Annotated in this window: 19 protein-coding genes; 7 read left to right on the plus strand and 12 right to left on the minus strand. The window is 46.5% G+C overall.

The features are described from left to right. Positions 1–369: 369 nt before the first annotated feature. Positions 370–2,547 (plus strand): malate synthase G, encoded by a 2,178-nt coding sequence (locus OW491_RS13095; protein WP_075179195.1) that lies wholly within the window; start codon positions 370–372, stop codon positions 2,545–2,547. Between the two features lie 75 nt (positions 2,548–2,622). Here the strand turns inward: OW491_RS13095 and OW491_RS13100 are convergent, their stop codons facing one another. Further along, positions 2,623–3,648, minus strand: a complete 1,026-nt coding sequence (locus OW491_RS13100) for a succinylglutamate desuccinylase/aspartoacylase family protein (RefSeq protein WP_075179196.1) — start codon at positions 3,646–3,648, stop codon at positions 2,623–2,625. Between the two features lie 184 nt (positions 3,649–3,832). After that, the gene (locus tag OW491_RS13105; protein ID WP_075171054.1) at positions 3,833–4,450 is read right to left on the minus strand and encodes an RNA polymerase sigma factor; all 618 of its coding nucleotides are present in this window, start codon (positions 4,448–4,450) and stop codon (positions 3,833–3,835) included. Positions 4,451–4,570: 120 nt separating this feature from the next. Here OW491_RS13105 and OW491_RS13110 point away from each other — a divergent pair, with 120 nt between their 5' ends. Further along, positions 4,571–5,401: a LysR family transcriptional regulator gene (locus tag OW491_RS13110; RefSeq protein ID WP_290036405.1), complete on the plus strand. Its 831-nt coding sequence runs from the start codon at positions 4,571–4,573 to the stop codon at positions 5,399–5,401. 103 nt (positions 5,402–5,504) lie between these two features. On the opposite strand, the gene OW491_RS13115 is transcribed toward OW491_RS13110, so the two are convergent. Continuing rightward, positions 5,505–6,671, minus strand: coding sequence for a DUF481 domain-containing protein (locus OW491_RS13115; protein ID WP_290036407.1), 1,167 nt, complete (start codon positions 6,669–6,671; stop codon positions 5,505–5,507). 200 nt (positions 6,672–6,871) lie between these two features. Between OW491_RS13115 and OW491_RS13120 the strand changes: the two genes are divergently transcribed. After that, positions 6,872–8,707: a sodium:proton antiporter gene (locus OW491_RS13120; protein WP_290036408.1), complete on the plus strand. Its 1,836-nt coding sequence runs from the start codon at positions 6,872–6,874 to the stop codon at positions 8,705–8,707. On the opposite strand, the gene OW491_RS13125 is transcribed toward OW491_RS13120, so the two are convergent. Next, positions 8,704–9,171, minus strand: coding sequence for a hypothetical protein (locus OW491_RS13125; RefSeq protein WP_139309060.1), 468 nt, complete (start codon positions 9,169–9,171; stop codon positions 8,704–8,706). The two genes, OW491_RS13120 and OW491_RS13125, sit on opposite strands and share 4 nt — an antisense overlap. Positions 9,172–9,218: 47 nt before the next feature. On the opposite strand from OW491_RS13125, the gene OW491_RS13130 reads away from it, so the two are divergent. Together OW491_RS13130 and OW491_RS13135 are read left to right on the plus strand one after the other, a co-directional pair. Further along, a complete protein-coding gene (locus OW491_RS13130) occupies positions 9,219–10,067 on the plus strand; it encodes an NAD-dependent protein deacetylase (RefSeq protein WP_215150748.1) in 849 nt (282 codons plus the stop codon). Positions 10,068–10,311: 244 nt separating this feature from the next. Further along, positions 10,312–10,521, plus strand: a complete 210-nt coding sequence (locus OW491_RS13135; protein WP_246283346.1) for a cold shock domain-containing protein — start codon at positions 10,312–10,314, stop codon at positions 10,519–10,521. Positions 10,522–10,598: 77 nt separating this feature from the next. Here OW491_RS13135 and OW491_RS13140 read toward each other — a convergent pair whose 3' ends face one another. From OW491_RS13140 to tkt, 8 genes are all read right to left on the minus strand, one after another. Beyond that, positions 10,599–11,204: a YitT family protein gene (locus tag OW491_RS13140; RefSeq protein ID WP_215150750.1), complete on the minus strand. Its 606-nt coding sequence runs from the start codon at positions 11,202–11,204 to the stop codon at positions 10,599–10,601. Between the two features lie 239 nt (positions 11,205–11,443). After that, positions 11,444–11,866, minus strand: coding sequence for a YidB family protein (locus OW491_RS13145; protein WP_075171047.1), 423 nt, complete (start codon positions 11,864–11,866; stop codon positions 11,444–11,446). 101 nt (positions 11,867–11,967) lie between these two features. Then, positions 11,968–13,890, minus strand: coding sequence for an EAL domain-containing protein (locus OW491_RS13150; RefSeq protein ID WP_290036410.1), 1,923 nt, complete (start codon positions 13,888–13,890; stop codon positions 11,968–11,970). A gap of 3 nt (positions 13,891–13,893) precedes the next feature. Continuing rightward, positions 13,894–14,424 carry a molybdopterin-dependent oxidoreductase gene (locus tag OW491_RS13155; protein WP_290036411.1) on the minus strand — a complete coding sequence of 177 codons (531 nt, stop codon included), beginning with the start codon at positions 14,422–14,424 and terminating at the stop codon, positions 13,894–13,896. A 127-nt stretch (positions 14,425–14,551) separates the two neighbouring features. Further along, positions 14,552–15,616, minus strand: a complete 1,065-nt coding sequence (gene fba, locus OW491_RS13160; RefSeq protein ID WP_075179204.1) for a class II fructose-bisphosphate aldolase — start codon at positions 15,614–15,616, stop codon at positions 14,552–14,554. A gap of 41 nt (positions 15,617–15,657) precedes the next feature. Next, a complete protein-coding gene (locus OW491_RS13165) occupies positions 15,658–16,824 on the minus strand; it encodes a phosphoglycerate kinase (protein ID WP_075171044.1) in 1,167 nt (388 codons plus the stop codon). A 38-nt stretch (positions 16,825–16,862) separates the two neighbouring features. After that, complete coding sequence (locus OW491_RS13170) at positions 16,863–17,879, minus strand: glyceraldehyde 3-phosphate dehydrogenase NAD-binding domain-containing protein (RefSeq protein ID WP_075171043.1); 1,017 nt, start codon at positions 17,877–17,879, stop codon at positions 16,863–16,865. 75 nt (positions 17,880–17,954) lie between these two features. Next, the gene (tkt, locus tag OW491_RS13175; RefSeq protein ID WP_290036412.1) at positions 17,955–19,949 is read right to left on the minus strand and encodes a transketolase; all 1,995 of its coding nucleotides are present in this window, start codon (positions 19,947–19,949) and stop codon (positions 17,955–17,957) included. A gap of 275 nt (positions 19,950–20,224) precedes the next feature. Here tkt and metK point away from each other — a divergent pair, with 275 nt between their 5' ends. Together metK and OW491_RS13185 are read left to right on the plus strand one after the other, a co-directional pair. Then, a complete protein-coding gene (metK, locus tag OW491_RS13180; RefSeq protein WP_075171041.1) occupies positions 20,225–21,415 on the plus strand; it encodes a methionine adenosyltransferase in 1,191 nt (396 codons plus the stop codon). A 165-nt stretch (positions 21,416–21,580) separates the two neighbouring features. Then, positions 21,581–22,309 carry a 16S rRNA (uracil(1498)-N(3))-methyltransferase gene (locus OW491_RS13185; RefSeq protein WP_290036414.1) on the plus strand — a complete coding sequence of 243 codons (729 nt, stop codon included), beginning with the start codon at positions 21,581–21,583 and terminating at the stop codon, positions 22,307–22,309. Positions 22,310–22,370 lie beyond the last annotated feature (61 nt).

Consider the following 22,370-nt stretch of genomic DNA (forward strand, 5'->3'; position numbering starts at 1 on the left):
CGGCCTCATTAAGCAAGAGCAACAAAGGCGCCCTTGCATCTCAAAAAACGCAGTTACCGGCTCGCATTAGAGCCGGTAACTATTGCGAAGCGGTTTAAGACTTTCGCGCCTCACAAACATCTGCTTACAGGCTGTCCACACAGCATTTTTAGTAGATAACCTTCACCTTTAGTGCCAGCTCATGTGTCATCTTTTAGCTAATCCGCCTCATACTTTAGGCTTGACAGGGAGGACAGATGGTTCATATTTAGGGTATTTTTGCATTGCACAATCTTTGCCTATCACGGCGTATATCTGTGCACGACATTAACTACCGGTCATGGTTGCCTCGCTCCGGGCTGGAAACAATGACAATGAGGCATTACTACTATGAGTCAAAGGGTACAGACTGGCGGCCTACAAGTCGCTGAAGGTCTTTATAATTTTATTACTGATGAAGCCATCCCAGGAACCGGTTTATCTTCCGATACTTTTTGGGCTGCAATGGATTCAATCATCCACGATCTGGCACCTCGTAACCGCGAGCTATTAGCCAAACGCGACCATATCCAGGCGCAAATTGATCAGTGGCACCTCGACCGTAAAGGTCAGGCATTCGATCTTAATGCTTACAAAGCTTTTTTAACCGAGATCGACTATTTACTGCCGGAAGGCGATGATTTTGTAGCCGAGACGACCGATGTTGACCCTGAAATGGCAACGATGGCCGGTCCTCAGCTCGTTGTTCCTGTGATGAATGCTCGCTTTGCTCTCAACGCCGCTAATGCGCGTTGGGGTAGCTTATACGATGCTCTTTACGGGACTGATGCTATCTCTAACGATGGCGGAGCCGAAGCAGGCAAAACCTATAACCCCGTACGTGGCGCAAAAACGATCGCTTTTGCCCGTAACTTCTTGGATCAATCCGCTCCCCTAGCAAGTGGATCACATAAAGATTCAACTGGTTATAGTATTGCAGAAGGCGCTTTGGTCGTTAGCTTACGTGATGGCTCTCAAACCACGTTGGCGCATCCTGAAAAACTAATAGGCTTCACGGGTGAGGCGGATAACCCAACAGGGATTTTATTTAAAAACAACGGACTGCACTTTGAAGTGCAGATCGATCGTAGCCACCTTATCGGTAAAGATGACGCCGCTGGCGTGAAAGACATTGTGATGGAGTCTGCATTAACCACCATCATGGACTGCGAAGACTCCGTTGCCGCCGTTGATGCGGCTGATAAAACAATCATCTACCGCAACTGGCTTGGTCTGATGAAAGGAGATTTGTCAGAAGAAGTCTCTAAAGGCGGAAAAACCTTTACCCGAGTGATGAACCCCGACCGTGTTTATACGGGTATTGATGGTTCCGACGTCGTACTCAAAGGTCGCAGCTTGATGTTTGTCCGTAATGTAGGTCACCTCATGACAAACAGCGCCATCATCGACAGCGAAGGCAACGAAGTCCCCGAAGGTATCATGGATGCCATGGTGACTACGTTGATCGCCCTTCACGACATGAAAGGCTTGGGCAAATTCCGCAACACGACAACAGGCTCTATGTATATCGTTAAGCCGAAAATGCATGGCCCAGAAGAAGTCGCCTTCGCAAATGAACTGTTTGCACGTGTTGAAGACGGCTTGCAGCTCGACCGTTTCACCCTAAAAATGGGTATCATGGACGAGGAACGCCGCACTACCGTGAACTTAAAAGAGTGCATACGCGCTGCTAAAGAACGCGTTGTATTTATCAACACAGGCTTCCTAGACCGCACCGGTGATGAGATTCATACCTCCATGGAAGCAGGCCCTATGATCCGCAAAGGTGATATGAAAGGCGCCAAATGGATCAGTGCTTATGAAGACTGGAATGTTGATAACGGTCTTAATTGCGGTTTGAGCGGCAAAGCTCAAATTGGTAAAGGTATGTGGGCCATTCCCGACCAGATGGCCAACATGCTGGCCGCCAAGGTAGCACATCCTAAATCCGGCGCTAACACAGCATGGGTTCCATCCCCAACAGCGGCAACCTTGCATGCCATGCACTACCACCAGATCGATGTCTTCGAATTGCAAAAAACGATCAAAGAACGCCCTCGTGCTAACCTTGATGACATTTTGACAATTCCTGTCGCGTCCAACCCTAACTGGAGCGCCGAGGAGATTCAGCAAGAACTGGATAACAATGCGCAAGGCCTGTTGGGTTACGTAGTTCGTTGGGTTGATGGCGGTATCGGTTGCTCGAAAGTGCCCGACATTAACAATGTTGGATTGATGGAAGACCGTGCAACACTGCGTATTTCCAGCCAACATATTGCCAATTGGTTACATCATGGTATTTGCTCTGAAGCACAAGTGATGGAAACCTTAAAACGCATGGCAAGCGTCGTCGATGCTCAAAATGCAAACGACCCTACATACCGAGCCATGGCTACTGATTTTGACGGTAGCGTTGCCTTTGCAGCAGCTTGCGAGCTTGTGTTTGAGGGGACTAAACAGCCGAACGGCTACACAGAGCCTGTCCTACATCGTCGCCGTATCGAAGCTAAAGCTAAATTTGGTGAATAAAACGCCTTACTAGCTAACGCGTCAATACGATTGATAAGCCCTCCCTAAGTTGGAGGGCTTTTTTATGGGCGAGTATTAATCGCCAATTTGGTCTTCGGTATAGTCTATCTGAAACGACTCCACTTCATCAGCGACATCACTCACACTGTCTTCAAAGCAAGCTATGTGCACAACCGCATCACCTTCATGCACCATGGGCAACTCTAAACGACCAATGACAACACCTTCGTGTGTTGCGTTAACCGCATGCTGCCCACCACTGTAAGGATCGTCGATATAACCTAACAATTCGCCTTTAGCGACATGTTCACCTTGCGAAACTATCATGCGCATCATGCCGCTTTCAGTGGCACGAACCCATACACTTTTGCGGGCTATATAAGGTTCGTAAGCACGACCTTTACGCCGCGAAGCAGGGAGCATACCCAGTGTGCGCATCACGTTCATCACGCCGGTAACACCGGCTCTGATAGACGATTCATCATAACGCAGCGCTTCGCCCGCCTCATAAAGTAAAACAGGAATGCCATATTCTTTACAGGCGCCTCGCAAAGAACCATCTCTTAAAGAAGCATTTAACAACACAGGTACACCAAAGCTCTCTGCAAGCTTGCGGGTTTCATCGTCATCTAAATCGGCACGAATTTGAGGTAAGTTACTGCGATGTACTGCGCCAGTATGCAAATCGATACCGTGTGTACACTTAGACACCACCTCTTCTACAAATAAATGAGCTAATCGAGCAGCCAAAGAGCCTTTCTGCGACCCTGGGAATGAACGATTTAAATCCCGGCGATCTGGCAAATAACGACTTTGCTGTATTAATCCGTAACTGTTCACCACAGGGATTGCGATTAAAGTGCCAGCAATTTTCGCGATGGACTTATGAGCTAAAACACGTCGTATGACCTCAATTCCATTTAACTCATCCCCATGAATGGCCGCACTGATAAACAACACAGGGCCATTGCGGCGTCCATGTACCACATGCAAAGGCATATTCATGTTGGAATGATTACTTTGCTTTGGCATCGGAAGGTCAACCACTGTTCGACTTCCCGGAGCCACAGTAATACCGGCTATTTCAAAGCTTTTACGCATGCTCTTATGATCCTTTTCCTAATGTCCATGTCGGTTTAACAGCAGACATTTGCCAACCCATTATTTTCACAAACGCAGCTCGCCGTATCGTGCCAATCCCTTTACCTTTCTAACTGGTGACCGGCTTGCATCATTCATTATATTTTTAGTCCGCCTTACTGAACACAAGAACCTCACCTAATTATCAGCTCGCCATAGACAGAGTCGCGTTGTTACTCAAAAAGGCTGCTTTTACAGGATACAGCTTTTCGAACATTTCTTGAGCTCGATACAAACGCATTTTCGTTGCACTCAAACTTAAACCTAGCCGCTCGCTAATACTGGTGATGGGTAACTCAGCATGAAAGCGTAGATGCAATATATCGCGCACAGCATCCGGCAAGCGTGTCAAAGTATCCTGAACATAGTCCGTTGCATCTGCCGCTTCCGCCTCTAACTTTTGGTTAAGTTCGGCTAATTCGATTAGCTCATTTATATGGTCGCAATCTGTATATCGCGACTCTTTCTTGGTCAGCGTGTAACACTGGTTATCGGCAATAGCGATTAACCATGTACGGAAATTTGAATCACCGTTAAAACGACTTAATGCCCGATAGCCTCTCACTAGTGTTTCCTGAACGACATCTTCTGCATCATCATAGTTACCTAACCGATTGCGACAACGATTCAGCAAAGCTCCCTTATGACGACGCACTAGCTCACCAAACAATGTCTCTGAATGTTCATGACCCGCTTTAATTAACTCAACAACTTGCTCATCATTCAAATCGAACACAGAGCTGTGATGTACATTATTTTTCATATTTCACCCTCCGGGCTTGTTGTGGAGGGGGAAATATAGATAATCACTAATAATAAAAATAACTATAAATTTTTATGCTTTTTTAAAAAATATTTTATTATTCATATTAGGTACGGACTCATGGATCTGGAATTACTAAGAACATTTCTTGAAGTAGCGCGTCTTCGCAACTTTGGCCGTGCCGCCGAAGCTCTTTACCTAACGCAAGCGGCCGTCAGTGCCCGCATCAAGTTGCTAGAAACACAACTTGATGTTCAACTCTTTGACCGATACAAAAGGGATATACGCTTAACGCCCGAAGGTAATAGGCTAGTCCGCCATGCCGAATTACTCTTGGCAAATTGGCGTAAAGCCCGACAAGACGTAACAGCAGGCGGCGCTCAATCCCAATTATCACTGGGGGGAAGCCTGAGGTTATGGGATGTAATGCTACAGCCTTGGCTACATCAAATTCGTAGCCATCACCCTGAGATTGCTTTAATCGCGGAATCACATACACCTGAAGTACTGACTCGTCGGTTGTTAGATGGCGTACTGGATATTTCCTTCATGTTAGAACCGGCGCAATTAGATGTGCTCACCCTCCAACAAGTCGGCGACCTAGAGTTGATGCTAGTTGCCTCAACACCCAACATTTCCTTAGATGACGCCCTTGGTGATCACTACTTGATGGTCGATTGGGGCTTATCCCATATGCTGACCCACCGCCGGCTCTTTCCAGATATAGCTGAACCGCATACCCGCTTGGGGACGGCTAAAATGGCCATCGCTTTCTTACAAGCATTAGGGGGTAGTGCTTATCTACCTTTATCGGCTATTGAGCAGGAAATAGAGACAAAGCAGTTGCATGTCGTGAAGGAGGCGCCTGTTATAAAGCACCCAATGTATGCGGTATACCCTGTACGCAGCCCTCATTTAAATCTCATCAAACAAGTACTTTCACTTTATTAAGTCAGCGCCGACTGTTCATCCGAGCCCCCTTGTCAGACCAGCCACAAAAAAGCCCCTCAGTGAGGGGCTTATGCAGGGGAGATGAGCTGTTTCGGGGCGTGTACTACTTCAAACGGTAAGTTAATCCCATCAGTACAGCACGATCTACACGATCGTTTCCGTTGTTACGGATTTCGTCTTCTACGTTTGTCAGACGTCCGGTTACTGTAAAGCTCAGTTCATTCGATAAGTAATAACGATAAGTTGAGCTCAAAATATTCGTCGTTGTGTCATTGGCATTATCATACGCGGCATAATCAATACCCCATGTGTTTTCCCAGTCCACACGATCACTCACTTCATAAGTCAACGACATATCGTTACGTGCGTGGTAGCTATTGTCGCCATCATCTAACGTTGTTGTAATTAATGCTTCATTAGAGAACTGTGCACGGTTACTCAGTGGGTAATGATATTCTGCACCTAATTCCAACGCTGGTTTACTATCCGAGCCATCGTAATCACTTATAATTGCCCCCACACCTGCACGCACTAACCAACCGTGCTTACGTGTAGAGATACGCTCATTAGTTAACACGTCATACGACTTAATAGCACCTTTGGTTGTTAGCTCGCTACCCAAGGCATTTTCAATGTCCTGTATCCAAGTCATTTCGTAGTCAGCCGCGCCATACTTGCTGCGGTACTCATCTTCACGCGCAATAACATTAGCCACTTTATTGTAAGTCGCCTTAGATGGCGTAGTTTGCAAAATGCCGCGCTCTTGTAATGCTTCTACTAAACGAATGGCTGTAGCCATAGGAGTAGCATTCACTACTCGGCCGTAACCCACACCTAAGGTCAGCTTGGTGTAAGGGTCTTCCATATCTTTTTGAATGCCGACTTCACCCTTACCGTACCAAAAACCGGCATTGCTGCCTGGTTGGAAATACTGATCCGAGGTTACAGCGCCCGTTGCTTGATAATACGAGTCTGTCTTATCACCTTCGTTAGGCCCACGCTCACGCGAGGTTTCGCCATCAAACTCAATCTTTGTATTTTGATCTGGCGAAGAAAAAACCCGATCATATTCCACATCAAGGTCTAAATTGTAGCTAGACTGATCTTGGTTACCATCTTGAACATTGAATTGGCCGTTGATGTAAGCATCTTCATAAGCAGAGGTTGCCTCAGTGTAATCAAACAGCGTAACTGGCTCAGCTTGCGCTGCTGCTACACTGCCACCTACAGAGATTGTTGCGATGATGCTTGCCAGTTTATTCACTTTCATTTTGCCTTCTCCTAAAGAAAGTCACATAGACGATTCCGGAAAAATTCCCGGCTTCTTATTCACTTAGACTTAGGCAGAGATAGTGAAAGTCACAGACTCACTAAAATATTTTTTTATTTTGACACTTTGTCTGAAAAGGCTGATTTTTAATAAGACTCACAGTAGAGTGCTCTCACTCTTGGCTAGCTACGGACGACACTATGGAATTAACAGACGCTTCATTACTCGCACTGATTGCCCTATTCAGCTTAGGGTGCCAATGGGTGGCATGGCGATTTAAGCTCCCCGCTATTCTGTTTTTATTACTTACCGGAATCATGCTGGGTCCCGTTACACACGTGCTTGATCCGGACGAGCTCTTTGGTAGCTTGCTGTTCCCCTTAGTTTCTTTATCTGTAGCCATTATTTTGTTTGAAGGCAGCTTAACGCTCCACTTTGATCAAACAAAAGAAATAAGCACTATTGTTCGGCGCTTAGTGACATGGGGAGCTTTAATCACGTGGGTGTTAATTTCATGGGCTACACATCTGATCTTTGATCTCAACATGGAATTATCCGCCCTGTTCGGCGCACTCGTTGTAGTAACAGGCCCTACCGTTATTGTGCCGATGCTTCGCACTTTGCGAGCCACCAACCGAATTACCAACGTGCTACGCTGGGAAGGTATCGTGATCGATCCTGTCGGCGCACTGTTGGCGGTTTTGGTCTATCAGTGGCTAATTTCAAGCCAACAATTTAATGGCCAAATTACACAAACTATTATCCTATTCTTTGAAGTCACGTTAGTGGGGACATTGTTAGGTGCTGGCGCGGCGGTCATTCTCGCTTTTGTTATGAAACGTCATTGGCTACCAGAGTACTTGCATACTTTTGGCACGCTGGCATTAGTCGTGGTGACCTTTACCCTATCCAATCACCTTGCTCACGAGTCAGGCCTGCTCGCGGTGACCGTGATGGGCATATGGTTAGCCAATGTTAAGGGGCTCAATCTTGAAGAAGTGCTAGCCTTTAAGGAACAGCTGACCGTTTTACTGATTTCCGGCCTGTTTATTTTGCTTGCGGCTCGTTTAGATTTAGATCAGCTTTTATCACTTGGCTTACCCGCACTCTTATTACTTGCTGTTATCCAATTCGTTGTGCGCCCTATTTCTGTTTTCTTATGCAGTATAGGCACCGACCTAAAATGGCAAGAGCGTGCGCTTATTGCATGGGTAGGGCCTCGCGGTATTGTAGCCGCTGCCGTTTCGGCTCTTTTTGCTCTACGCTTAGAGGAAATTGGCTATGAAGGGGCCAGCACGCTCACGGCATTAACCTTCTCAGTTATTATAGGCACCGTTGTATTCCAGAGTGCTACCGCTCGCTTTGTTGCACTTCGCTTAGGCGTCACAGAACCGGAATCTCGCGGCATTGTTATTGTGGGAGCTAATAAAATTGCTCGCTGCTTAGCCGAGGCTTTAAAGAAGCAAAATATCCCCTCAATTCTCATTGATCCAAGTTGGGAGAATATTAGCGAGGCCCGTATGCTTGGCCTTAATACTTTGCACGGTAATCCGCTATCCAGCAGCGTCAATCAAAAGTTAGAACTGGGGGGCTACGGCCAAGTATTAGCCATTACGCCACAACGTGATATCAACATGCTCTCAGCCTTACACTTTAGAGAAGAGTTTGAAGATCGCTTTGTTTATTCCGTTAAATCCGAAGCGCCTCGCAATAAAAGCTCCGCTCGCCATCAAGTATCAAGCCGCTTCCAGCCTAGCGGCTTTGGCGAAGATGAGTTTAGCTTCCAGAAACTATCAAGCCTGATTAGCCAGGGAGCCAGCATACGTGCTACGTTGATTACGAGCGATTACACGCTTGAGCGCTGGCGCACCGAGCATCAGGCCCAGCGAAGTTTGCTCATGGCAGTTACACCTGAAGGCTGGCTTAGGATTATATCGTCTGAGAAAGTTCCGGTAATCAAAGCCGGTTGGACGGTGATGTCTATCGACAAAGGGGCCAAAAAATCAGAGCCTCCTGCTGAAAAACAAAGCGCTTAACCGACAGCCCGGTCAGGGTGTGCTAGCCACACTCTGATCTCTTCAATCAGCCGGTTAGGAAATTGACGATAATCTGGGTAGGGTGTAAGTAATATATTTCCTTTGTACCAAGCGCGCTCCTCAGCGTCGAGTGCCGTAAAGCCAGTTAAACTAATCCCCAAGCGCTCCCAGCTTGCTTTACCCGCCACCCAATGCACGCAATACTCGCCCGTGTTAGGTGCTATGAGTGTGTCATGAAAGCTGATCGCCTGCTCCCTCAGCAAGTCACCATCCCGGTAATCCTGCCACCGCCCCTCTTTAACGACCAGTTTGGCGTAAATACTAAGGATTTTTCGCCAATGGTTACCGTTTGCTTGGATTATGCTCACGGCGTCGTCTCCATTCGACAAGTTGGGTGGATTGGGGAGATAAAGCAATATATGAGATAGACGACCTAACACCGTGGCTCCTTGTTCGTTTAACATAACAACCCTACAGACCTATAATAACATGCGAGCAAGCGGTACAACTGATGGCTACTACACAAGAGACCCGTTTAACCCCACAAGAAACAGCAGAACGGTTAGATCATTTTATCGCTCAGCATCCCCGCTTGTTTATTCTGACAGGGGCAGGTATTTCGACAGATTCAGGCATCCCTGACTATCGAGATAAACACTCCCAATGGAAGCGTCAACCTCCGGTGCAGCACCACGACTTTATAAACAAGATCTATACCCGACAACGCTTTTGGGCACGAAGCTTAATCGGCTGGCCTATTATGCGGGATGCAATCGCCAATACAGCACACCATTGGCTTGTCTCATTAGAAAGCGCGGGACATGTTCAAAGCTTAGTAACGCAAAACGTTGATGGTTTGCACCAACAAGCAGGCTTAGAGAATGTCATTGATTTACATGGCCGTTCCGATCGTGTCATTTGTATGCAATGCCAGAAAACACTCAGCCGAGATAAAGCCCATCTCTGGATGGCCGAACTCAACCCCTCGTTCGCGGCTCTGACCGCTACAGCGGCACCCGATGGAGATGCTGACTTAGAGAACGTCCCTTTCGAAGACTTTGTGATACCCGATTGTCCATCGTGTGGCGGCTTACTCAAACCTGATGTCGTTTTTTACGGCGATAATGTCCCTAAAGAGCGCGTCGAAACAGCACTGAATCACTTAGCTCAGTCTGACGCTTTACTGGTTATAGGGTCTTCCCTAATGGTGTATTCAGGATTTCGATTTTGTAAACGAGCACACGAGGCAAAAAAACCTATCGCTTTATTAAACCAAGGTATTACACGAGCCGATTCGATCGCTACGCTAAAACTCGATTCAGTAATAAGCCCAGTTTTAGAGGCTTGTAGGGCATTTTAGCCTACTTTTCAAAAAGCCAGCTTTTTTACATTTTATCGGCCAAAGTTATTTGCGTTACCTAGATCAAGGAGATACACTCGAAACTGATCTGTGTTTAGAGATCAAGTTTTATGCGTTTGAAGTGGTTACCTTTCTAAGCTTACCTGCTCCATCTCGCTCTCTTGCTCCCCATTCACAGTGCTCGAGTTACATGGATGTACATCCTGTGGCTAAATCTTTAAATTTTACATTGAGTATTGTTACCGTGTCAGAAACACAAAACGGAACCGTTAAATGGTTCAACGACGAAAAAGGTTACGGATTCATCCAGCGCGAAGGCGGTTCAGATTTGTTCGTACACTTCCGTTCAATCATTGGTCAGGGTCGTCGTACTTTGGCTGAAGGTCAAGCTGTCACCTTCGTTGAAGTTCAAGGACAGAAAGGCCCACAGGCTGATGAAGTAACTCCGCTGTAAGCGAGTCTGCTCTGATTCCTCGAAAGCAGGCTCATTTGAGCCTGCTTTTATTTTGGCTAAAGCGTATGTCAAGGCAGCTACGCTTTAGCCAATCCCAACCCTTGCTCACGCGTCCATTGCGGCGGCTTATGATAACGGCCCACCACCGAGCTCATCACTGCGAACGCCACCATGGAAACAGCAACCTGCTGTGGCTCAAACACCCATAATGCAGCGATAGCTATAAACATATCTCCTACAATCGTTGTTCGTCCTGGGTGAATACCAAAACGCCGCTCTAAATACATCGCCAGTATATTGAGTCCACCTAACGAAGCATGATGCCTAAATAGAATAATTAGTCCGAAGCCTATCAGCAGCCCACCTAAAATCGCTGCAAAAATCGGATCTACCGTTAGCTGCAAGTAGCGTTGCATTAGCTCAGTCATAATTGACAACAAACTAATGCTACAGAAGGTCCGAACTGTAAATTCAGTACCCATATAGCGCAGCGCCAGCACGTAAAAAGGGATATTCAATAGGAAAAAAATAGCACCGAACGAAAGATCGGTCAGTTGGCGTAAAATCATACCAGCACCAGCCGTGCCGCTGATAAGTAAATCGCTCGCGTTTAGTATATGAATACCTAAAGCCACGAGTAGACAGCCCTCAAGAATTGAGAGCCAACAGTGGGTCGTATACATGGTAGTACACCTCAATACAGTATGAAACTTGTGGTTGCACACTGGTTGTTAACATTCACCGTCTCTTGTGAAGACATAGGTGATCCATTTAAAGCCTGAATAGCTATACCTTTTCTAAGCAAGATTCATGCTTAAAAAAGGTCATATTTTGCCGTCTAAAACGACAAAAGCAGCACCATTATAGTGAGCAATCAAATAAATTGCCCACAAAATGTGCTGCTTGATAAAACTACGTGTTCTTACTTGAAAAAGCTAGAGGCCAACCCGGCTAAACCACCCACGCCGCCTACCGATTCCAACAAACCACCTGCAGAGCTGTTCTGATCGATTAATTCAGGGATCATATCGGACAAAGCACCCGCTGTTTCTTGCTCAGGAACACCAATTTGGTTAGAGAACTCAGCAACATTAGATTCACCTAAAACGGATAAAACATCACTGATCGAAAAGCTGTCATTTTGGCCATCACCCAACCAAGACTGTGCCAACGCGCCTAAACCACTGCCAGATACTTTTGAGATCAAATCGCTCAAGTTCAGATCACCATTCCCGCCACCTAACAAAGATGATAACGCATTAGAAACCATATCTGGATCTAAACCACCCGCCGATGTACCGAGTTTGTTCAAAAAGAGTTGCGTTGCCATTTTAACTAGATCCATTACCATTCCCCATTGATTCAAATTGTTGCTTTAGAGTAACTCTATTGCATGAATCATCTATTAACAGCTTTCGTTAGTAAACGTCTTCAACCAAATAAAAGCTACATATTGGACACCACACCCTGCAACTTATCAACGCAACTAGACTGAGGAATTAACAGCTGTGTAATCGAATCGGCGCTGACAGGACGAGAGAACAAATAGCCTTGCCCTAAAACACACCCTTGGCTAATCAACGCGATACGCTGCTTATCAAGCTCTATACCCTCTGCGACCACATTTAAACCTAAGCTCTCGGCCAACTGCAAAATGGTGGTAATAAAGCGTAAGTCAGATGGGCTATCAAATAAGTCCTGAATAAAGCTTTTATCAATTTTTAAGCGCTGTACGGGTAATGATTTCAAATGGCTTAACGATGAATAGCCTGTTCCGAAATCGTCTAATGCCAGTGATACCCCCAGCGAGCTTAATCCACGTAATATATGTGGAGAGCTTTCTATATCCTGCATAGTGGTATCTTCTGTTACTTCCAACATGAGATATTGGCTCTGTAATTGAGTGCTTTCGAGCACCTCCTCAACCATTGAGACCAAATCATGGTCGGTATACATCGATGGCGATATATTGACACTTACAGCAACAAAATATTCCATCGTGTGCCAAGCAACGGCCTGTTTACACGCGGTTGTTAACACCCAGTGATTAAAAATATTAGCCAACCCGGCTTGTTCAGATGTGGTGACTATTTCTTCAGGTGAAATCGTACCAAATTCTTCACTATGCCAACGCACTAACGCCTCCACTCCTACCATCTTGCCGGAGGTCATGTTAAAGATCGGCTGGTAGAGCAGGTTAAGTTGGTTGTTGTTAATTGCCTTCTCTAACGCATCGGCTAATTGCTTACGGCGCTTTAAATCCTCGTTCATTTGAGCATCAAAAAAGCGATAACTCATCCCTTGTTCACTCTTGGCTTGATACATCGCTACATCGGCATTGAGCTGTGTTTGAGTAATATTTCCATCATCATCAGGATACAGGCTGACCCCTACACTCGCTCGGGGGTAAAACACGATGTCTTGAATCATGAGTGGTTCTGTTATGACTTCACAAATCTGCCATGCCCTTTGCTCAGCCTCATTACGCCCTTCTATGCCCCCTTGTATTAGTGCAAACTCATCCCCACCTAAACGCGCAGCCCGGTTTTTTCCTTGGGCAAGGCCTTGTAAGCGTTCAGCTACTTTTATTAAAAAAGCATCGCCCACTGCATGACCATACACATCGTTAATTTCTTTAAAATTGTTTAAATCTACAATGTGCACAGCTACCGAAAGGCCGGATTTATCTGCATCCTGGGCTGCGGCTTCAAGAGATCGCTTAAAGTAAACCCGGTTGGGTAAGCGAGTTAACGCATCGTGCATAGCAAGATGCCGATTTTTAGAACTTTCACGAAAGATCATAAAGACAAGGAATGCACCGCTGCCCAATAGGCCTAACATAAAGTATTGAGTATCCAACTCCAATATATGGGCCTTATCAATCCCTGCCATACGCTCAGAGCCGTTATAACTTTGCACATGCAACAGTCGAATACTGGGAAACAAACGGGCGAAGCCGTCACGTATTTGCCGAGCTCGCTCAGGGGATACTTGCTCATTACTCACTAATGCAGGTTCGGCGTCCTGCAGCAGCCCTTTTAAGTCAGTCAGCAGTTTTTGACTGCCTTCAAGCTGTCTAAACTGAAGCGTTTCTTTACCTATGCTTAGAATATTGACTCGCGACCACAGCAAATCGAACGTGAGCAACATATCCTCTTTACTCACCAGTTTTTCTGAATACATCGCCAAGTTATGCTGAAAATGTAAATAATCAATTTCTAGCTGAGCGGCAGCCCAAGAAGATGTTTTTATATCTTCCGACAAGATACGTGTAGCCTCGGCATGGCGCTTAAAACTAACGTATACGCTTGCCGCGCTGATAACAACCATCATGATTAACAAGGTGTAGCGCCATGGACGAGATAACATGGGCTAGAAAACCACTATACTGCTAACTTGCCACACCATACTCGATACATGCTTAGGCTGGTCCAACTCAGGAAACTCTTTCACTGGATAGATGACCCACAACGGCCCTTTATCCCTAATAGACATTGCTTCGCCATCCATCGCGTAGGCTAAAATAATAGGAAACTGCTCCAACGTTTTGACGTCGATATCAGCTGAATACATATTTAAAGCAGTGACGCGAATTTTTTGTCCCTGAGCTTTTACTTTGTCCAACAAGTCAGTTAAAAGCACCCCTTTGAAAACCGGCGTCCCATTCGTCCAAGAAGTGTAGGTGGTTATATGTTGAGAAGGCAGTTCTTGTAACATTGCCATATCAAATTCAACAACTGGATCGGGTGAACCGAGCATATTTGTTTCTTCAATTAAGCCAGAAATGCTCAATATCACGCGCTCGGAAGGCCTTTGGATATCGGCCTGAGCCACAAAAGTAAGGCTAACAAATAAGCAAATCAAGTAAGAGGACACAAGCGTTCGCATAGGGCGTATAAACATACACAATAGTCTTTTTAGGTTGGGAATCTACATAGTAAAGCGTAGACCAGATGTTCATACACCGCCACAAACCCATAAAAAAACCACCCGAAGGTGGTTTGATATACTTAACAATTAAAACAGGTGTTTACAAAACTTTTACGTCTAGAGCACCTGTCTCATATTTAACAGCCATATCCTCTAGCGCTATGGCTTTAATCTTAGACGCGTGACCTGCAGCACCAAATGCCTCGTAACGATCAATACAGATATCACTCATCGCTTCGATAGTTTTCTTCAGGTATTTACGCGGGTCAAATTCGGATGGATTTTCTGCCAGGAATCGACGAATAGCGCCCGTCGATGCTAAACGTAAATCCGTATCGATATTTACCTTACGCACACCAAACTTAATACCTTCAACGATTTGCTCAACAGGCACGCCGTAAGTCTCAGGAATTTCACCACCAAACTCATTAATGATCTTGAGCCACTCTTGCGGCACAGAGGACGAGCCATGCATGACTAGGTGAGTTTCTGGAATACGCTGATGGATAGCCTTAATACGATCAATCGCCAAGATGTCGCCTGTAGGCGGACGCGTAAACTTATATGCACCATGTGAAGTACCACAAGCGATTGCCAATGCATCAACACCCGTTTTTGTCACGAAGTCAGCAGCTTCGTCTGGATCAGTCAGCATCTGATCATGAGACAGCGTGCCTTCAGCACCTACTCCGTCTTCTTCACCTGCTTGACCTGTTTCTAAAGAGCCTAAGCAACCTAATTCACCCTCCACAGAAACACCACAGGCATGCGCCATTTCTACGGTACGACGAGTTACGTCAACGTTGTACTCATAGCTAGAAGGCGTTTTGCCGTCACTCATTAACGATCCATCCATCATCACTGATGAAAAGCCCATAGCGATTGAACGCTGGCAGATCGAAGGCGAGGTACCGTGATCCTGATGCATACAGACAGGCACATGAGGGAACTCGTCAATTGCGGCCAAGATCATATGGCGCAAAAAATTAGAGCCCGCATATTTGCGCGCACCGGCTGATGCTTGCACTATCACAGGAGAGTCAGTTTTAGACGCCGCTTCCATAATAGCGCGCATTTGCTCTACGTTATTAACGTTAAACGCAGGGATACCGTATCCAAATTCAGCGGCATGATCGAGCAGCTGACGCATTGAGATAAGAGCCATGTTTCACCTATTTCCTTTAATAAAGTTGTTAGCCTGGCCTGTTAGCTCGCGGCACGGGTTTCCAGAATCGCTACTGCTGGCAATACTTTACCCTCTACAAACTCAAGGAAGGCACCGCCTCCCGTTGAGATATAAGACACTTGATCAGCAATGTTATACTTATCCACAGCGGCTAACGTATCACCGCCACCCGCAATAGAAAAGCCTTCACTTTCAGCAATAGCTAAGGCTAAGGTTTTCGTTCCTTCACCAAATTGATCAAATTCAAACACACCTACTGGGCCGTTCCAAATAATAGTACCGGCATCCTTTAGTAGGGCCGCTAAGTTAGCAGCGGATTCCGGACCTATATCCAAAATCATATCATTTTCAGCTACGTCGTCGACAGCCTTAACCGTTGCCGTTGCTGATTCCGAAAACTCCGTAGCAACCACAACATCAACGGGCAACGGAATGTTTACCCGCTTCATGAGCTCTTGCGCTACTGGAATTAAATCATGCTCGCATAGCGACTTACCCACAGGTTTGCCTGCGGCGGCCAAGAACGTGTTAGCGATGCCTCCACCAACAATCAGTTGGTCAACTTTATCAGACAGTGCATTTAACACTTCTAGCTTGGTTGAAACTTTTGAACCACCAACAATTGCCGCCAGTGGTGGTGTAGGCTTATCTAGCGCTTTACCCAATGCTTCTAGTTCATTGGCCAACAACGGACCTGCGCAAGCAATCGGTGCAAAACGCGCCACACCATGCGTTGATGCCTGAGCACGATGGGCCGTTCCAAAGGCGTCCATTACATATACATCACACAGCGCAGCCATTTGTTGCGACAGTGCTTCATTGTCTTTCTTCTCACCGGTATTGAAACGAACGTTTTCTAATAAAACGAGATCGCCCTCTGCTACTTCAAACCCACCAGCCAACCAATCTTTAATTAAAGGTACTGATCTAGAAAGCAGTTTTTCTATATGCGCAGCAACAGGCGCTAATGAGTATTGCTCTTCATATTCACCCTCAGTTGGACGGCCTAGGTGAGACATAACCATCACCTTAGCGCCCGCTTTTAAGGCAAATTCGATTGTTGGTAGAGATGCGCGAATACGGGCATCTGAGGTGACCTGTCCATCCTTAACAGGAACATTGAGGTCTTCACGGATCAGTACGCGTTTACCGCGCAGATCCAGATCAGTCATCTTCAATACACTCATGAGGCTGTCCTACTTCATTTTTATAAATTAAAAGAAAACTACTTCGCCTTTAGCCAATCGACAGCAACATCCAACATTCTGTTAGCAAAACCCCATTCGTTATCAAACCAGCACAATAACTTAATGAGCGTTTCGCCACTCACCCGTGTTTGGGTGCCATCGACTACTGCCGAGCGAGGATCATGATTAAAGTCTACCGAAGCATGCGGCTCTTCGGTATACCCCAAAAGACCTCTAAATTGCTGTTCGGAGGCGTTCTTGAGTAGCTTATTCACTTCCGCGGCATCAGTGCCTTTTGCTACATTAATACTCATATCCATGACAGAGACATTAATGGTAGGCACACGCAGATGTAAGCACTCGAAGCGTCCGGCCAGCTCTGGCAATAATCGGTCAATACCGCGGCTCAAACCGGTATCAACAGGAATAATCGACTGCATAGCGCTTCGCGTCAGGCGCAAATCAGTTTGGTGATAACTATCAATCACCGGTTGATCATTCATTGCTGAATGAATCGTGGTCGTTACTCCTTGGGTAATACCAAAGGCTTCATTTAACAAATGTAAGACCGGAATAACACAGTTTGTGGTACAGGATGCCGCTGAAACAATCTGCATCTGCGCCGTTAAATCTTGATGGTTTAGGCCATAGACGATCGTCGCATCCACATCAGGCTTGGCAGGTTGAGAAAACAGTAACTTACTTGCTCCTGCTTGCAAATGCTGTTCAGCCGTTGCTCGATCACTGAAAGAACCCGAACACTCGATTACCAGATCAACATCCAGCGCCTTCCAAGGCAGCAAGGAAGCATCTGGCTGATTCAGCACAAGTATCGCATCTTCATCAATTAACAGATGTGTTTCGTCATGCTCAACCGGAAATGGAAATCGACCATGCGTGGTATCATAGCGCGTTAGGTAGGTGACCGTATCAATATCTGACAGTTCGTTTAATGCAACAACCTGTAACGTCTTATTTAGACCTTGTTGATAGATAGCCCGCAGCACACACTGACCAACACGTCCATAACCATTAATGGCTACCCGGTAACTCATCGCTGCCTATTACCTAAAACAAATAAAGAACTTATAACAAATTAGGCCGGGTTAACCCGGCCTATGCTATGACAGTTAAAGTACTGACTTAACCGTGTTGACTACATTCTCGACAGTAAAGCCAAAATGTTTGAACAGATCACCGGCTGGAGCCGACTCACCAAAGGTAGTCATACCTACCACAGCGCCATCTAAGCCCACAAATTTATACCAGTAGTCAGCATGCAACGCCTCAACCGCTACTCGCGCTTTAACGGCGGCGGGTAAAACAGATTCGCGATATTCAGCATCCTGAGAAGCGAACAGAGTTGTCTCTGGCATAGAAACGACACGAACCTTAATACCTTCGGCAGCTAACGCTTGAGCAGAGTCCATGGCTAGCCCCACTTCTGAGCCTGTCGCAATTACAATAGCGTCTGGCTGTCCGTCTGTATCTTTTAAGATATAACCGCCACGTTTGATGTTCTGAATTTGCTCATCAGTACGTGTTTGATGCGCTAAACCTTGACGAGAAAAGATCATCGCAGTAGGACCATCAGCGCGTTCAATGGCCGCTTTCCAAGCAACAGCAGACTCTACGGCATCAGCAGGACGCCAGCAGCTCATGTTTGGCGTGGTGCGTAAATTTGCAACTTGCTCGATAGGCTGGTGTGTTGGACCATCTTCACCCAGGCCAATCGAGTCATGCGTGTATACATGGATGGCACGTTGCTTCATTAAAGCAGCCATGCGTAGTGCATTACGAGCATATTCCATGAATACAAGGAAGGTTGCACCATAAGGAATAAATCCGCCATGCAGCGCAATACCGTTCATAATGGCCGACATACCAAATTCGCGTACACCATAAAACAGGTAGTTACCTGACGCATCATCAGCACTGATCCCTTTAGCGCCCGACCATAACGTTAAGTTAGAGCCAGCCAGATCAGCAGAACCACCCAACAACTCAGGCAATAAAGGACCATACGCATTCAATGCATTTTGAGAGGCTTTGCGCGATGCAATGGTTTCGCCTTTGGCAACAACATCGGCAATGTAAGCATCAGCTTTGTCAGAAAAATCAGCCGGCAATTCGCCAGAGATTCGACGTAAGAACTCTGCCGCCAACTCAGGGTACTCATTGCGGTATGATGCCAAACGCTCATTCCAATCATTTTCCGCGTGGGTACCCGCCTCAACAGCATTCCAATCCGCGTAAATATCTTCTGGGATTTCGAATGCTGGATGAGTCCAGCCTAAACGCTCACGTGTCAACACGATTTCATCATCACCTAGCGGAGCGCCGTGGCAATCTTCTTTACCTTCTTTATTTGGAGAGCCAAAGCCAATGACTGTTTTACAACAAATTAACGTTGGCTGCGCGGTGTTCTCTTGAGCGGCAAGAATCGCTTCACGGATTTGGTCTGCATCGTGGCCATCGACACCAGGGATAACCTGCCATCCGTAAGACTCGAAACGCTTCACGTTATCGTCGGTGTACCATCCTTCGACTTCACCATCGATAGAAATACCGTTGTCATCCCAGAAGACAATCAGTTTACCCAGACCCAAAGTACCGGCCAGTGAGCATGCTTCATGAGAGATGCCTTCCATCATGCAGCCATCACCCATGAATGCATAGGTATGATGATCAACAATGTTGTGGCCTTCACGGTTAAATTGCGCCGCTAGCGTTTTTTCAGCTACGGCAAAACCCACCGCATTGGTGATACCCTGCCCGAGAGGGCCTGTCGTGGTTTCAACACCTGGGCAGTAGCCGTATTCAGGGTGGCCTGCTGTTTTTGAATGTAACTGGCGAAAGTTTTTAAGGTCGTCGATAGACACATCATAGCCGGTCAGGTGTAGCAATGAGTAGATCAACATGGATCCATGACCATTCGACAAAATAAAGCGGTCGCGGTCAAACCACTGCGTATTAGCAGGGTTGTGCTTCATGAAATCATTCCAAAGCACTTCGGCGATGTCCGCCATGCCCATAGGCGCGCCTGGGTGGCCTGATTTAGCTTTCTGAACGGCATCCATGCTTAGCGCACGGATTGCATTAGCCAGTTCTCTGCGAGACGACATTCAATAAACTCCTGGGATAACCCGGTTTTTTGTAGGGATGAAGCAAAAAAACAGGGCGTAATTTTCTCGCAGATAACGGCTCGCTTCAATGAAAAAACGTTATTTTGCGCAAAATGAGTGCATTTCACTCTGACTCAACGAACTTTCATCAAAAAAGCAAAGCGAAAATTGTGCATCTGTTGACCGAGAACGGTAAACTATGTGCCATTCCAAAAACGACAGGGTATCGATTTCATCCCTGACTTTTACATGTATTACGAGGACAAAAACAGCCAATGAGCGAATATAGCTTATTTACTTCAGAATCCGTCTCTGAAGGCCATCCCGACAAAATTGCCGATCAAATCTCTGATGCGGTTCTGGATGCGATCATTAGCGAAGACAAGCATGCACGCGTAGCTTGTGAAACTTTGGTTAAAACCGGCGTTGCGGTTGTGTCTGGCGAAATTTCAACGTCCGCATGGATCGATCTTGAAGACCTCGTGCGTAAAGTCATCTGCGATATAGGTTACACGTCATCTGAAGTCGGTTACGACGGCGAAACGTGTGGTGTAATCAACATTATCGGTAAGCAATCGGTTGAGATCGCTCAAGGTGTTGACCGCTCTCGCCCTGAAGACCAAGGCGCTGGCGACCAAGGCTTAATGTTCGGTTATGCTTCAAACGAAACCGATGTATTAATGCCTGCACCTATCACCTTTGCGCATCGCTTAGTTGAGCGTCAAGCTGAAGCTCGCAAATCAGGCCTCTTGCCTTGGTTACGCCCAGATGCAAAATCGCAAGTAACTTTCCGTTACGAAAACGGTAAGCCGTCGGGAATCGACGCTGTTGTATTATCGACTCAGCACAGCCCTGACGTCAGCCAGGCTGACCTGCGTGAAGCGGTAATGGAACTCATCATCAAGCATGTTTTGCCAGCTGAGTGGATTACGAAAGATACCCAATTCCATATCAACCCAACCGGCAAATTCGTTATCGGCGGCCCAGTGGGCGACTGCGGCTTAACAGGCCGTAAGATTATTGTTGATACTTATGGCGGTATGGCTCGCCACGGTGGCGGCGCGTTCTCAGGAAAAGACCCTTCCAAAGTGGATCGTTCTGCTGCTTATGCAGGCCGTTATGTGGCTAAAAACATCGTAGCGGCTGGTTTAGCTGACCGCTGTGAAATTCAAGTGTCATACGCCATCGGTGTAGCCGAACCAACTTCTGTATCTATCAACACATTTGGTACTGGTAAAATCTCTGATGACAAAATCATCGAGCTGATTCGCCGTCACTTTGATCTACGTCCTAATGCAATAACACGCATGCTAGATTTGTTGCACCCTATGTACCAATTGACTGCCGCATACGGACACTTTGGCCGCGAGCCAGAAGAAGTCTCAGTGAATGGCGATACGTTCACCACTTTCACATGGGAACGAACAGATAAAGTAGAAGCCCTGAAAGCCGACGCCGGTTTATAAACCAATACGACTTTCGATGAGACTCTGATAAAAAGGTGCTTACAGGCACCTTTTTTTTTGCCTACAAACCATTAACTCAATACGAGTTTGTTAAGCATTTGATTATCAGATGCGAGCCACTTTAAAATAAGCACTCCTTATACTCTGCTTTACTTGGACGCCTGCATGCGCATACCTCGTTTTTATGAATCAACCGACATTCGTCAAGGCGAAGCCTTTTCTCTCAGCGATGAGGTGACTCAACATGTTGCTCGCGTATTACGCATGAAAGCCGGCCAACAAATCACCTTATTTAACGGAGACGGCGCAGAACATCTATGCAAATTAACGCACGTAGAGAAGCGCCACGCTGAAGCCATCGTTATCGATACCCACCATGTCAGCCGTTCAAGCCCATTAGCGATTCACATAGGCCAATCAGTTTCTCGTGGCGAGCGGATGGATTACGCGGTTCAAAAAGCCACAGAAACGGGCATGGCCAGCATGACACCGCTCATAACTGAACGTTGCGAGGTCAAGCTAAACAATGAGCGACAAGACAAACGCATTCGACATTGGCAACAGGTTGCCGTAAGCGCATGCGAGCAATCTTTACGCAATGAACTCCCTACCATTAATGCCATCCAAACCTTAGATGATTGGCTAGCCAATGTTGAGGCTGATTTAAAGCTCGTTTTACATCATCACACAGAGCAACCGTTAGGCGATTACCCGCGTCCCGATTCTGTTGCTTTATTGATTGGCCCTGAAGGAGGGCTAACAGAAGATGAAGTATCTGCGGCCTTAGCCGCTGGTTTTAAACCAGTAGCCATTGGGCCGCGAGTTATGCGAACCGAAACGGCACCAGTGGCAGCACAGGCAATACTTCAATACCTATGGGGTGATCTAGGCTAGGACAGACCGCACGAATACATTACACTCTGCACGACCTATGTAAATAGCCAGGCATTTGAGT

Source organism: Neptunomonas sp. CHC150, from assembly GCF_030397555.1.
GTDB lineage: Bacteria > Pseudomonadota > Gammaproteobacteria > Pseudomonadales > Balneatricaceae > Neptunomonas > Neptunomonas phycophila.